Here is a 13864-nt window from a genome sequence, read left to right on the forward strand (position 1 = left end):
CTGTTCTCCTGCTAAAGTGATTGCCTTTCCCCTTTAATTATCAAAAAAATTGAATGCATTTTCATAATAAAATCAAAAAAATCGTTACATAATTTAGTCATGTGATAATCACAAATATTATGTTGATTTTGCATTCACTTCTGTTTAGCTTTTGTTTAACAAACGCACTCGACTTAAAGGAATCATAATATGACTTGGCGTAACTCCCCATCCCGTTACGGTCATATCAGTATTTTTCTGCACTGGATTGCAGCGTTAACCGTTTATGGCATGTTCGCCTCAGGACTCTGGATGGTGACACTTAACTATTATAGTGTTTGGTACCACCGTGCCCCTGAAATTCACAAAGCGATTGGTGTACTGCTTTTTGCGGTCATGATTTTTCGCGTTATATGGCGCTTTATTTCTCCCCCTCCGCCGCCACTGAAAAATTACTCTACGGCCACTCGCGTGGGTTCCACACTGGCTCACATCGCACTTTACGTTATTTTGTTCTCCATTCTGATTAGTGGATATCTTATTTCCACTGCAGAAGGGCATTCAGTTCCCGTTTTTGGCTGGTTTTCTGTTCCGGCCATTATCAGCGGCTTGACGGATCAGGCCGATATAGCAGGCGACGTGCATCTTTATCTTGCATGGGCGGTGGTTGCCTTATCAGTACTGCACGGTTTAGCTGCATTAAAACACCACTTTATAGATGGTGATAACACGTTGAAACGAATGTTGGGTCGCAACGTTCATTAACCTTATGGATTTTATGGAGAAATACCAATGCTGAAGAAAACACTACTGAGCCTGACCGCAGTATCTATGCTTGCCTCTGCCGGTTCTGCACTGGCGGCAGAGTACAAGTTCGATAAAGAAGGCCAGCATGCGTTTATTGAATTCCGCATTAAACACCTCGGTTACAGTTGGCTTTATGGCAGCTTTAACGACTTCGATGGCGCCTTTACTTTTGATGAGAAAAATCCATCAGCAGATAAAGTGAATGTCACAATTAACACCAACAGCGTTGACACTAACCACGCTGAGCGTGACAAGCACCTTCGCAGTGCAGAATTTCTAAACGTTACCAAGCATCCGCAAGCAACGTTTACCTCCACTGAAGTGAAAAAAGACGGTGAAGATTACGATATTACCGGCAACCTGACCTTAAATGGCGTCACCAAACCAGTTAAGCTTGATGCCAAACTGATCGGTCAGGGCGATGACCCTTGGGGTAGTTATCGTGCAGGTTTTCAAGCTGAAGGCACTATCAAGTTGAAAGATTTCAACATCACGACAGATTTGGGCCCAGCTTCGCAGGATGTAGAACTGATTATTTCCGTTGAAGGCGTGCGCCAGAAATAAGGCGGCACTGCACATCAACAGAACAAAGCCCTTTCCTATGGAAAGGGCTTTTTCTATTACGCGATTAGCCGCTAATTATTCAGTCTTGTCTTTCGCGACAGGAACCGGAATGTGCAGCGTTGACTGTAATAATCCTTTGGATTTATTAAAGATTTTCATTCCATTTTCACGCCCGCTGCGTATCGCTCTTTGTTCTTCCAGCGGCAGCTTCATTTCATCCTGACACTGCGTGCTACAGCAGCCTTCGTATTTTGCAGCGCAGGCAGGGCATTGGATAAACAGCAGATGGCACCCTTCATTACGGCAGTTAGTGTGGCTATCACACGACGCTCCGCACTGATGGCAATGCGCGATGACGTCATCAGAAATGCGCTCTCCCATTCGTTCATCAAACACGAAATTCTTGCCGATAAACTTCAGCGGTAGCCCCTGAGCTTTAGCCTGACGCGTATATTCAATAATACCGCCCTCGACGTGATACACGTTCTTAAAGCCATGATGCAACATGTAGGCGCTGGCCTTCTCGCAACGAATCCCGCCTGTGCAGTACATGACAATATTTTTGTCGCGCGACTCATCAAGCATTTCAACTGCCATCGGCAACTGCTCACGAAACGTATCCGACGGCACTTCCAGCGCATTCTCGAAGTGCCCGACTTCATATTCGTAATGGTTACGCATATCGACAAACACGGTGTCGGGATCGTTAGCCATTGCATTAACCTGATCGGCTTTCAGGTATTGCCCGACATTCGCTGGGTTAAATGTCGGATCGTCAATCCCATCAGCGACAATCCGTTCGCGTACTTTCATACGCAATACCCAGAACGATTTCCCGTCATCTTCCAGAGCGATATTTAAGCGAATCTGATCGAGCGCCGGGTGCGCACTGAACAATACCGCCTTAAAGGCCTCGAACTGATTATTAGGCACGCTGATTTGTGCGTTAATCCCCTCAGTCGCAATATAAATGCGACCGAAGACCTTACATTGCTCAAGCTGAATATACAGACTATCGCGAAAGGCTTTTGGATCATCAATGGTGAAATATTTATAGAAGGAAACTGTGGTACGCGGCTCGGTTTCCGCAAGCATACGCGCCTTCAGTTCCTCATTAGAAATCCGGTTATGTAACACTGGCATGGTGTACGTTCCTGTCTTCATTGAGGTTAGCGTGTGGCGTTCATCATCGAGACATCGCTCGACATATGAAATCGCCCGGCATCATACCTGATAGCGTGGTGACTGTCAGGGCATGAAATGAATAGCGCGACGTCAAAGAGTGATCTACCGTAAACCTATGACCTTACCGTAAACCCATGACCTCTGGGATTCATTTTTGCTTTCATGAAGTATCATCATCGAAGGATCTGTCATTATGAGTCAGCTTTTCTCACCCGTATCACTTGGCAAACTCGAACTGCCCAATCGGATCATCATCGCCCCCATGTGTCAATATTCGGCTGAGGACGGCAAAGCGACGGCCTGGCATACAATGCATTTAGGTAACCTGTCACATTCCGGGGCAGGCCTGCTCATCATCGAAGCTACCGCGGTTTCGCCGGAAGGCCGGATTTCCCCGCACGACCTTGGTTTGTGGGATGACGCGACAGAACAGGCTCTTGCTGGCGCGGTTAACGCAGTCAAAACCTATTCTGCCATGCCTCTTGGCATACAATTGGGCCACGCGGGCCGCAAAGCCTCAACGGGCGTTCCGTGGAGCGGACGCGCATTTTTGCGCCCGGAACAGGGCGGCTGGCAAACCATTGCCCCCTCCGCTCTCCCTTACAATGCCAGCGATGCGGCACCGCTGGAAATGTCAGAACAGCACATCCATACATTAATTAATTCGTTCGTGGATTCAGCTAAACGCGCGGATCGTCTGGGCTTTGATCTGATAGAAATTCACGCCGCTCACGGCTATTTGCTGCATCAGTTCCTTTCACCGCTGACAAACCATCGCACGGATAACTACGGAGGAACGCTTCAGAATCGGATGCGTCTGGTCGTTGAAATTTACCGCGCAATACGCGATGTTTTCCCCGCGCACAAAGCCGTTGGCGTGCGAATTTCTGCGACGGATGGCGTGGAAGGAGGCTGGGATCTGGAACAGTCCGTACAGCTCAGTAAGGCACTGCACGAATTAGGCTGCGATTTCATCCACGTATCCAGCGGAGGACTCTCGCCGTTACAGCAAATCCATCCTGCGCCTAATTATCAGGTGCCGTATGCGCAGCGGATTAAGCAAGAGGTTGGCATCACCACCATCGCCGTTGGGCTGATAACCGAGCCGGAACAAGCAGAAGCGATTGTCGCAACGGGTGAAGCTGACGCTATCGGGCTGGCTCGCGCCATACTCTTCGATCCCCGTTGGCCATGGCATGCGGCCGCCAGACTGGGCGCGCAGGTATCCGCCCCCGCACAATACTGGCGTAGTGAACCACGCTACGCCAGAGGCATTTTCAAACAATAGCGATAAATACGCCGTGTCAGGCGATCCTACCTGGGTCGCCACTTCTCTACCTCACCACACGTCATGCCACCAAAGGTTAAAACTCATTTGCTGAAAATGATACGATCACAGCCGTTTTTTGCATAAAAATCAGTCAATAAGACGACAGTAATTTGTGTTATTGGCAAAGCGCCGCAATAATCTATCTTGCAGTTAACCATTAACTCGTTTTTTAACGGTTCGCGTGCTGAGCAGCACCAAAATATTGATACTGAGGCCATGACACAAATCCCTTCTTTTAATCGTTCATTGCTACATCCGCGCTATTGGCTCACCTGGTTGGGCATCGGCATCCTTTACCTGATCGTTTTGCTACCCTATCCCGCTCTATATCGTATCGGTATCGCACTTGGTCATTTGGCTATGCGTCTATTACCAAAGCGCGTCAACGTGGCTACCCGTAACCTTGAACTGTGTTTTCCCGACATGCCGCAGACTGAGCGTGAAGCATTAGTCAGGAAAAATTTTGAATCTGTCGGTATGGGTGTGATTGAAACCGGTATGGCCTGGTTTTGGCCAAACTGGCGTATCGAACGCTGGTTTACGGTGACCGGCCTTGAACATATCCGCCCTGTATTGGAAAAACAACAAGGCGTGTTACTCATTGGTCTGCATTTCCTGACGCTGGAATTGGGAGCCCGTATCTTTGGCATGCACAATCCCGGTATCGGCGTGTACCGCCCAAACGATAACAAGCTGATCGATTGGTTACAGACCTGGGGAAGACTACGCTCTAATAAGTCCATGCTGGATCGTAAAGATCTCAAAGGTATGATTCGCGCACTCAAGCAGGGAGAGATCATCTGGTATGCTCCCGATCATGATTACGGCCCACAAAGCAGTGTCTTTGCTCCGCTCTTCGCCGTCGATAACGCAGCGACAACCCGCGGTAGTTATATGCTGATAAAGACCGCGCGGCCTGCCGTCATTCCTTTTGTCCCACGCCGCCTGCCTGACGGAAAAGGCTATGAACTGCTGATTCAACCTGCGGAACAGAATGCCCCTGTAGATAATGAAACCGAAACTGCCGTGTGGATGAACAACATCGTTGAACAGAATATTCTGCTCGCACGTGACCAATACATGTGGCTGCACCGCCGTTTCAAAACCCGCCCGGAAGGCGAACCGTCCCTGTATTAACGAGCACCTTTCTATACCGGTTACTCATTGCAGGAACGGGGATACCTTACCTTGTGACAGAGTGACAGACGAAAAAAAAGCAACGGCAATTGGTTGCCGTTGCTTTATCTTTCATACCAACACGAAGTTAGCTTTTGATATGAGGTGCGGGAAGTTTCTGGTAAGACTCAATCCACGCAGCATAGGCTTCCGGTTTTTGCCACACATGATAGTGTAAGCGCGAGATCGTAACGGGATCGCTAAGCAGTGCCAGACGTTGATTATTGCTCACCTCTTCCGGCTTGCGATTCAAGGCCTCACGCACATTCTTCTCACGTACGTCTTCGATCGCCCGACTAAAGCGATGACGCGCCGTCGCCATTGCGCTGGCAAGGGCGTTAATTGACGGATCAAAGACAGCCTGCATAAACCCGCTATCCAGTCTACGCTGATGGTTCAGCCGGCAATATTCATCGGTTGCAACCAGTTCACGCGGCGGATTGAACTCTTCCGGTATCAGCAACAGCTTGGCACGTTTACAGCCCAACCCTAATGACGCACGGCTCGAATACACCGAAACAAACGGCGACAAAATCAGCGAAAAGACTATCGGAGCCAGCCACCACAGGAAGCGCAGATCTAACCATGCCATACCAATCGCCCAGACCAGCCCCAAAATCAATTGGGAACCGTGGCGCACAAACGCCTCGCTCCACGGAGTTGCATCATCGTCACGCTGCGGAGAATTCCACTGCACCGACCAACCGAGAAACGCACTGACAACAAACACCGTGTGGAACAGCATACGAACCGGTGCCAGCAGAACCGAGAACAGCATTTCCAGCAACAGCGAAATAAATACCCGGAAAGCGCCGCCGTATTCTTTTGCGCCTTTCGCCCACACCAGAATCACGCTCAACAGTTTTGGCAAGAACAGCAAGACCAATGTCGTCGAGAACAGTGCAATAGCCAGTTCCGGCCGCCACTGTGGCCAGACGGGGAACAGTTGCCGAGGCTGCAAGAAGTACTGGGGTTCCATAAGCGTATGCACAACCTGCAACGCCGTAGAGAGCATCAGGAACATAAACCACAGTGGCGCCGACAGATAAGACATGACCCCTGTCAGGAAAACAGCGCGGTGAACCGGATGCATACCTTTGACCAGAAACAGCCGGAAGTTCATCAGGTTACCATGACACCAGCGGCGGTCACGTTTCAACTCATCCAGCAAGTTAGGCGGCAGTTCTTCATAACTTCCCGGCAGATCGTAGGCGATCCACACCCCCCATCCAGCACGACGCATCAGCGCCGCTTCGACGAAGTCGTGAGAAAGAATCGCGCCAGCGAACGACCCTTCACCCGGCAGCGGTGCCAGAGCACAGTGCTCAATGAACGGCTTCACGCGGATAATCGCGTTATGTCCCCAGTAGTGCGATTCACCCAGTTGCCAGAAGTGCAGACCAGCGGTGAACAACGGGCCGTAAACACGCGTCGCAAATTGCTGACAGCGCGCATACAGCGTATCCATGCCCGACGCCTTCGGCGAGGACTGAATGATACCGGCGTTCGGGTTCGCTTCCATCAGCCTGACCAGAGACGTCAAGCATTCACCGCTCATGACGCTATCAGCATCCAGAATAACCATGTAGCTGTACTGATTACCCCAGCGGCGGCAGAAATCATCGATATTGCCACTCTTACGTTTAACGCGACGACGGCGACGGCGATAGAAAATACGCCCTGCTCCGCCGACATCACGACACAGCTCCATCCAGGCTTTTTGCTCTGCCACACAGATATCGGGATCGTTACTGTCGCTCAGAACGTAAATATCAAAATGCTCAAGATTGCCCGTCGCTTCAACAGATTCATACGTCGCACGCAATCCCGCAAATACGCGTTCTACGTCTTCGTTACAAATCGGCATGATTAACGCCGTGCGATGCTCTGGATTCAGCGGTTCATTACCCACCGTCGTGGAAGAGATGCTGTATTTATCTCGACCAATCAGCAGTTGCAGGAACCCCATCAGTGCGGTCCAGAACCCAGCCGACACCCAGCAGAACAACACTGCAAACAGAACCAGTATGCCGCTTTGCAACACATAAGGAAGCAGTTGCATCAGCGAGCGCGTCCACGGTTGCCCCGCCATTTCAAAAGGATTGATGAGCGCCCATCCCTGATAAGGTAGGATAGTTTTCATGTACCAGGTCGCGATGGCGGTCTGGAACAGCGTTAACACCAATAGAATATAGCGGCGGATTGTTCCCACCAGACGCCAGCGGTTTTCGGAAATTTTCTCTTCCGGGCTGTAATGAGGCCGAGGCGGCACAGTACGGCCCAACAGACTTTCCCACCAACGAACCAACGGATTCGTCCGCCAGATGTCAGGGAACATAGAAGCGCGGGTAATAACGGGCATCGCTTTTAATGCCGTCCGCCCTTCTCTGTCAGTGCCGAGTTGCTTACCCTTGTCCAGGCCATCTTCCCAGGCCATTTCAAGACGTGCCTGCACAGAATGCAGTGCAACATCATCTTCGGCCTGAACATTAACCTGATGGCCTTCAGACTGGCTATTCTCAGATAAGGTCTGATGCAAAACGGCCTGATCGTTCCAGGCCGCTTGCGGTAATTTTTCGCGAAGAACCTCTGCCTGTTCGGCAGGCAGAGGTAGTTTCTCAATATAATCGAGAGAAGAAGTTGACTTATTCATTAGCAGGCAGCTGATTGCTCCAGGTTTCAGTCAATGTCGTCTCGCCATTAACCAACGCAGCTCTCATTTCAGTCGGCTGTTTCGCATCTTTCACACGCAAACGCAGCGTCAGACGCCAGCCATGAGTGACCGGGTTATAGCGAACATTATTTTCTACAATCTCGCCGTTGTCGCCAATACTGACCTGAGAAGCTAACGGAGTGCTCTCATCCAGCTCTTTTAAATTCGGTCCAACAAAATCCACAATGTACGCGATCGTGCCGTCAGGCTGGCGGATCAGGTTAGATTGTTTAACATCACCGGCAGAACGGCGAGTCTGTTGAACATAGGCAATGTTCGGGGAATGCAGTTGATCTTCGTCGCGCGTAAAGTGCAGACGATATTTAATATCCAGCGGTTTGCCTGTTTCAGGCAATACATCAGGCGTCCAGAAGGCAACGATGTTGTCGTTGGTTTCATCCGCAGTAGGAATTTCAACCAGCTCAACTTTTCCTTTGCCCCACTCGCCTTTCGGCTCAACCCAGCCGCTTGGACGCAGATCGTAACGATCGTCAAGATCTTCATAAGCCGCGAAATCACGACCACGCTGTAGCAGACCAAACCCTTTCGGATTTTCTACCGAATAGGTGCTCACGGACAGGTGCTTCGGATTATTCAGCGGACGCCAGATCCATTCGCCATTGCCGGCATGAATTGACAAACCGTTAGAGTCGTTCAGCGCCGGACGGTAGTTCAGCGTCGGTGACGGCTGGTTCGGCCCAAACAGATACATACTGGTCAGCGGAGCGATGCCCAGCTTGCCCACTTTGTCACGCATGAACACTTTAGCCTGGACATCGACCACACTGTCACGGCCGGGATAAACGGCAAAACGATAAGCTCCTGTCGCACGCGGAGAATCCAGCAGCGCATAAATCACCAGGTGTTTATCATTTGGTTTTGGACGTTCAATCCAGAACTCACGGAAGCGAGGGAATTCTTCACCAGAAGGTAACGCGGTATCGATAGCCAGACCGCGAGCAGACAAGCCATAAATCTGACCTTTACCTACCACACGGAAATAGCTGGCGCCCAGCATACTGACGATTTCATCGTTCTTATCGGCTTTATTGATTGGATAGAGAACTTTAAAACCGGCAAAGCCGAGATTTTTAACCGTATCAGGATCGTGATTGACGGAACCAAAATCAAAATACTCAGGTGAGTATTTAATCTCATCAACCGTGGTCGCCGTGACTTCATTAATTTTCACCGGGGTATCGAAATACATTCCCTGATGGTAAAACTGGAGCTTGAAAGGCGTCTGTACATTATTCCAGTATGACTTGTCGTTATTGAAACGAATTTGCTGATAGTCCGCAAATTTCATATCACGGAATTGCGCAGGAAGATTACTTTTCGGCGCTTCAAAACCTTTTTCAGCCAGCTTTTCAGCCTGCTGTGCCACATCATCAATAGAGAATGCCCACGCAGGCACTGCGCTTACAGACAGCATAACGGCGACAGACAGCCAGCGAAGGCTGGCAACCCGCTGTTTAAACCCAAATTTATTATCCAGCACAGCTCCCCCTGTTCGTGTGCTTCAATCAACTAAAATCCATATTAATGGATAAGTTAGCTTCCCGACAACTTGATAAAGATATTGTTCATCATAATAGGTCAGCGTTTAAACAACGAGAACGCTAAAGCATGATAAACCGAGTGATAAACGTGGAAAACAGCCACGGACTATAGCGAATATCGACCGGTGCGTGCGTAGGATTATTCCGTTTACGCCCGTGCAATTTTCTGGCTCGCCACCTATCAGCACAGGAACGAATATCAGCATCAGATCACATATTACCTGAAGTCTATCGATATAAACATTTGTGTAACAATGCAAGGACAAGTAAAGTACACTCCCTGACTGAACCCGGTATTGTTGAATATAAGACTGCTATGCTTTTGTCCGCGCTACGACGGCGAAGTTTCCCAGCCTGGGTCGGCATCTTCGCTATTTTGACCATCTTTGTTGCACCCGTGATTTCACAAACACTTGTGCTTCACGAGCGTGAGCATCGCGTTCATGAACAGGGGCATCATGAAGATGGGAACCCTAACAATAGTGCAAGCCATAGCAGCCACGGCGGCAATCTAGCGGAGCAACAGCATACCGGACATACGATGTTCGGACACCACGGCACGCCATCACACCATTCTCCTTCATCACCGTCGATGATGATGGATCATGCCGCTTGCGGTTATTGCGTACTCTTTTCTTATACGCCGGCGCTGTTCGCAGCAGGCTCCCCCAACCCCATACTGATCGCTTCTTTATCTGAAGCGCTGGTTATTCATTTTATCTCCCGTATTGTCCTTCCTGAACGTTATGCTTCCCCAGTGGTGCGCGCCCCACCGTTCTGAATCATGCATCATCATGCCCATATGCATTTATAACGCATCGTGCTATGCCTTATTCAGGTGTGGCGTTTGCTCATTTTTTTGCTAAATGATTTCAGAGGGTTTTATGTCACACCCTACTCAGGCATCAGCCACTGCTGCCGCCTCCGGTACGCGCTCAGCCGGAGAAACCGCATCGGCTCAACACGCGGTAGACAACGTATCGCCACGTACCGCGATCGTCGCTCTGTTCATCCGACTACATTTCTATATCGGTATTTTTGTCGGTCCTTTTATTTTTATCGCCGCCCTGACAGGAACGCTGTATGTCCTGACGCCGCAGATTGAAAATCGGCTGTATTCACACCAGCTATTTACTGAAAGCCAGGGCTCGCCGCATTCGCTGGCTGAACAAATCCGTGCCGCACAGGCGGGGCTCACTCATCACCAGGATGCAAAATTACTGGCGGTACGTCCGGCACCGACGCCCAATGATACTACCCGTGTAATGTTTGCCTTACCGGAACTCGGGCCATCGGAAAGCCGCGCTGTTTTCATCGATCCCGTTTCGCTGGAAAACCGCGGCAGTGAGATAGTTTACGGCACCAGCGGCATCCTGCCATTTCGTATCTGGCTTGATTACCTTCACCGCGGACTGCTGCTAGGCGATATCGGACGTAATTACAGCGAGCTGGCGGCATCCTGGCTGTGGGTGGCCGCACTGGGTGGCATCGTCATTTGGTGGTCAACTCGCCACCAGTCGTCAGCAGCCAAACGGCGGAAGTTGAAAAATAGCCAGACGACGGCAGCGAAGACACAGCGCATGCGTCACTGGCATGCCACGATGGGGCTGAGTCTCGTGCTTGGCCTGCTCTTTTTCTCCGCAACGGGGTTAACCTGGTCACAGTGGGCTGGAAGCAACATTTCTGTCGCCCGCGCCGCGCTAGGATGGCAAACCCCATCAGTGAAAACTCAGTTGCCTACCCCTATGTCTAACCACGACATAATGCACGGTCACGATATGGCGATGGCTACGGATGAACACGCGGAACACCATGCGTCAATGCCGATGGGAAATGTCGACGCATCTTCACCCGCGTTATTTGACAAGGTGCTGACTGCCGCACGTCATGCCGGGATTGATGCCAATAAAATCGAAATTCGCCCCGCCACTCAGCCACACCGCGCCTGGACCGTCACGGAGATCAACCGCGCCTGGCCAACGCAAGTGGATGCCGTGTCGGTAAATCCTGATACGCTGGAGATTGTAGACAAAACCGATTTCAACACCTTCCCACTGGCCGCAAAGCTCACTCGCTGGGGGGTGGATGCGCACATGGGCGTGTTATTCGGGTTACCAAACCAACTCATCCTCGCGGCGTTTGGGCTTGGACTCTGTACGATGATCGTGTGGGGCTATCGGATGTGGTGGATACGCCGCCCGAAATCTCGTCATGGTGCGAATCCGGTCAACACGCTGACGGCGGCTTTGATGCAGGTTCCTGTCTTTCACCGCCTGCTCATTATGCTCATTACGGTGCTGTTGGCTGTGAGTTTGCCTGTCATGGGGATCAGCCTGCTTATTTTTCTGCTGATTGACACGGCTCGGTGGTACATGAACCATTCAAAGCGGGCTATGGCCAAAAGCTGATTTCCGCACGGCTATCATCCCTGTAGAGCCATAAAAAAACCGCCATTATGCGACATAACTTGTGCAACACAATTTATGCAACATAATGGCGGTCAATCAGTAATATGGGCTAACGACAGACGTTAGAACGTCGTCCAATCCGCTAGCTCACCTTTGGCAGTGGTTTTTTCTGCACGGTTATTTTTAGGTGCAGCCAGTGCTGGCGTTTCCGTTTTTCTATTCAACGTCGCACTTTTGTACCCGGAGCCAAGATTGAATACGCTGACCGTACGTGCGAGGCTATTTGCCTGATCTTGTAACGAGAGCGCAGCAGCGGCGGATTCTTCAACCAACGCGGCGTTCTGCTGGGTTGTCGTATCAATCTGCCCTACGGCCAGGTTGATCTGGTTGATACCATCGCTTTGCTCACGGCTGGCCTGCGCAATTTCGCTGATGATTCCCGTAACACCCTGTACATTCGTCACCAGCGAGTTCATCGTAACGCCGGTTTCTTCTACCAGATCCATGCCGTCCTGCACTTTCTTGAACGAGTCATCGATAAGCTCTTTGATTTCTTTTGCCGCCGTCGCACTTCGCTGAGCCAACGCGCGAACTTCACTGGCGACAACGGCAAACCCTCTCCCCTGCTCACCAGCACGCGCCGCTTCAACGGCCGCATTCAGCGCCAGAATGTTAGTCTGGAATGCAATACCATCAATCACGCCGATAATTTCCGCCATCCGCTGTGACGAATCCCGAATGCCGCGCATTTCCTGCGTTACCGTTTCCATCATGGCACCGCTTTTCTTCACCGTTTCAGACGCGCTGGCTGCAAGATCTGTCGCCTGCGTCGTATTATCGGCGGTATTTCTGATCGTTGACGTCAACTGTTCCATTGATGACGCCGTTTCTTCCAGCGAGCTTGCCTGCTCTTCCGTTCTGGCAGATAAATCCTGATTCCCCGCGGCAATTTGCGATGCCGCGCTGGAGATCGTTTCTGCACCATCACGCACCTGGCTGACAATCTGTCGTAGGCTGCTATTCATATTGCTCAAGGCGGATAACAGCTGACCGGTTTCATCTTTACGATCGTTATAAATCTCAGAGGTCAGATCGCCTTTCGCGACATTTTCAGCAACACCCAGCGCTTCCTGTAGCGGCTGAGTTACGCTACGGGTAATCAACGAAGCAATAATCAACCCAGCCAGCGCACTGATGATAATGATCGTAGCGAGAACCATCAGCGCGTTTTTGTAGCTTTCTCCCACCGCTTGCGCTGAGGATGACATCTTGTCATCCTGTATCTTGATGAATTCGCTGACCTTGCTGGTATATTTCACCTGGGTGACACGCGTGACATTGAAGTATTCTTCGGCAGCGGCGTCCGTGTTCCCTGCCGAGATCAGCGAAGCGAGTTTGTTCGCTGAACCAAGGAAATCGCGTCGGATGTCGCCAATATCACGCAGTACCGCAACAGATTTATCGTCATTGACGGACTGGTTCAGATACTCCATGAGTTCAGATATTTTCGCCGAACGTTCTTTGTTCAGCGCCAACTGTTTATTGATTTCACTTTCTGATTTAAGTAATAGTAACAGCTGCTGATTATTGAGGTAGCCATTCAGCTCATCAATCAATTGATTACTCTTGACGGTCAGTGGATAATTTTGTGAAACAATTTCATCCATTTTTTCGTGAAAGTTACTTAATTTTGAAATGGCAACACTGCCAATGACCAAAAGCATTAATACCAGAAAAGAAAACCCCGCCCCTAGTCGATATCCTATACGCCAGTTGGATAAACTCATTAACATCTCCTTAATTAATTTTCTCTATCTGTATAAAAATATGTAATTAAAAAATTAATATTCATTCAGTAAATACAGATAGCTCCAATACTCTTTTTCATAACAAAAAATACACATCTCTGGACAGATCATTTATATGCCCTGGTGAGAAACATAAACAATATGTAGGCAGACAGGCTGATCAAACCATATTCATGGCGGCACGGTCGAATTGGTCTAACCAGATATGGCGTGCGATACCAGACCTTTGCACACGCTGGCAGTCGAAAAAACGTCATCCTTTACACCTCATCTTTCACCGTATTTTCCCGTACCATGACCTTGACTTGCTACATTCCCATGCCGTGTAAAAC

The 13864-nt window shown here is 50.0% G+C and carries 10 protein-coding genes; 6 read left to right on the forward strand and 4 right to left on the reverse strand.

Annotated features, from left to right (window positions below; translation table 11 throughout):
• Nucleotides 1–189: 189 nt before the first annotated feature.
• Nucleotides 190–744 carry a cytochrome b gene (locus tag NAL19_RS13310; protein ID WP_263057610.1) on the forward strand — a complete coding sequence of 185 codons (555 nt, stop codon included), beginning with the start codon at nucleotides 190–192 and terminating at the stop codon, nucleotides 742–744.
• Nucleotides 745–774: 30 nt separating this feature from the next.
• A complete protein-coding gene (locus NAL19_RS13315) occupies nucleotides 775–1350 on the forward strand; it encodes a YceI family protein (protein ID WP_263059717.1) in 576 nt (191 codons plus the stop codon).
• Nucleotides 1351–1425: 75 nt separating this feature from the next.
• On the opposite strand, the gene NAL19_RS13320 is transcribed toward NAL19_RS13315, so the two are convergent.
• A complete protein-coding gene (locus tag NAL19_RS13320; protein ID WP_263057611.1) occupies nucleotides 1426–2493 on the reverse strand; it encodes a rhodanese-related sulfurtransferase in 1068 nt (355 codons plus the stop codon).
• 235 nt (nucleotides 2494–2728) lie between these two features.
• Here NAL19_RS13320 and NAL19_RS13325 point away from each other — a divergent pair, with 235 nt between their 5' ends.
• On the forward strand, nucleotides 2729–3823 hold the full coding sequence (locus tag NAL19_RS13325; protein WP_263057612.1) for an NADH:flavin oxidoreductase/NADH oxidase: 1095 nt from the start codon (nucleotides 2729–2731) through the stop codon (nucleotides 3821–3823).
• 258 nt (nucleotides 3824–4081) lie between these two features.
• Nucleotides 4082–5002 (forward strand): Kdo(2)-lipid IV(A) acyltransferase, encoded by a 921-nt coding sequence (locus NAL19_RS13330; protein WP_225085029.1) that lies wholly within the window; start codon nucleotides 4082–4084, stop codon nucleotides 5000–5002.
• Nucleotides 5003–5129: 127 nt separating this feature from the next.
• Here the strand turns inward: NAL19_RS13330 and mdoH are convergent, their stop codons facing one another.
• Nucleotides 5130–7694 (reverse strand): glucans biosynthesis glucosyltransferase MdoH, encoded by a 2565-nt coding sequence (gene mdoH / locus NAL19_RS13335; protein ID WP_263057613.1) that lies wholly within the window; start codon nucleotides 7692–7694, stop codon nucleotides 5130–5132.
• On the reverse strand, nucleotides 7687–9189 hold the full coding sequence (locus NAL19_RS13340) for a glucan biosynthesis protein G (RefSeq protein WP_263059718.1): 1503 nt from the start codon (nucleotides 9187–9189) through the stop codon (nucleotides 7687–7689). Before NAL19_RS13340 ends, mdoH begins: the two co-directional genes overlap by 8 nt.
• 443 nt (nucleotides 9190–9632) lie before the next feature.
• Between NAL19_RS13340 and NAL19_RS13345 the strand changes: the two genes are divergently transcribed.
• Both NAL19_RS13345 and NAL19_RS13350 read left to right on the forward strand, forming a co-directional pair.
• Nucleotides 9633–10097, forward strand: coding sequence for a DUF2946 domain-containing protein (locus NAL19_RS13345; RefSeq protein ID WP_263057614.1), 465 nt, complete (start codon nucleotides 9633–9635; stop codon nucleotides 10095–10097).
• Nucleotides 10098–10200: 103 nt separating this feature from the next.
• Nucleotides 10201–11724 (forward strand): PepSY-associated TM helix domain-containing protein, encoded by a 1524-nt coding sequence (locus NAL19_RS13350; RefSeq protein ID WP_263057615.1) that lies wholly within the window; start codon nucleotides 10201–10203, stop codon nucleotides 11722–11724.
• Nucleotides 11725–11846: 122 nt separating this feature from the next.
• On the opposite strand, the gene NAL19_RS13355 is transcribed toward NAL19_RS13350, so the two are convergent.
• The gene (locus NAL19_RS13355; protein WP_263057616.1) at nucleotides 11847–13511 is read right to left on the reverse strand and encodes a methyl-accepting chemotaxis protein; all 1665 of its coding nucleotides are present in this window, start codon (nucleotides 13509–13511) and stop codon (nucleotides 11847–11849) included.
• Nucleotides 13512–13864 lie beyond the last annotated feature (353 nt).

This window comes from Pectobacterium sp. F1-1, assembly GCF_025643735.1.
Classification (GTDB): domain Bacteria; phylum Pseudomonadota; class Gammaproteobacteria; order Enterobacterales; family Enterobacteriaceae; genus Pectobacterium; species Pectobacterium colocasium.

What these genes read in the sequence shown, in the direction of transcription:
- NAL19_RS13310 (WP_263057610.1), top strand. Translation starts at nt 190, where the DNA reads ATGACTTGGCGTAACTCCCCATCCCGTTACGGTCATATCAGTATTTTT.
- NAL19_RS13320 (WP_263057611.1), bottom strand. Translation starts at nt 2,493, where the DNA reads ATGCCAGTGTTACATAACCGGATTTCTAATGAGGAACTGAAGGCGCGT.
- NAL19_RS13325 (WP_263057612.1), top strand. Translation starts at nt 2,729, where the DNA reads ATGAGTCAGCTTTTCTCACCCGTATCACTTGGCAAACTCGAACTGCCC.
- NAL19_RS13330 (WP_225085029.1), top strand. Translation starts at nt 4,082, where the DNA reads ATGACACAAATCCCTTCTTTTAATCGTTCATTGCTACATCCGCGCTAT.
- mdoH (WP_263057613.1), bottom strand. Translation starts at nt 7,694, where the DNA reads ATGAATAAGTCAACTTCTTCTCTCGATTATATTGAGAAACTACCTCTG.
- NAL19_RS13340 (WP_263059718.1), bottom strand. Translation starts at nt 9,189, where the DNA reads ATGCTGTCTGTAAGCGCAGTGCCTGCGTGGGCATTCTCTATTGATGAT.
- NAL19_RS13345 (WP_263057614.1), top strand. Translation starts at nt 9,633, where the DNA reads ATGCTTTTGTCCGCGCTACGACGGCGAAGTTTCCCAGCCTGGGTCGGC.
- NAL19_RS13350 (WP_263057615.1), top strand. Translation starts at nt 10,201, where the DNA reads ATGTCACACCCTACTCAGGCATCAGCCACTGCTGCCGCCTCCGGTACG.
- NAL19_RS13355 (WP_263057616.1), bottom strand. Translation starts at nt 13,511, where the DNA reads ATGAGTTTATCCAACTGGCGTATAGGATATCGACTAGGGGCGGGGTTT.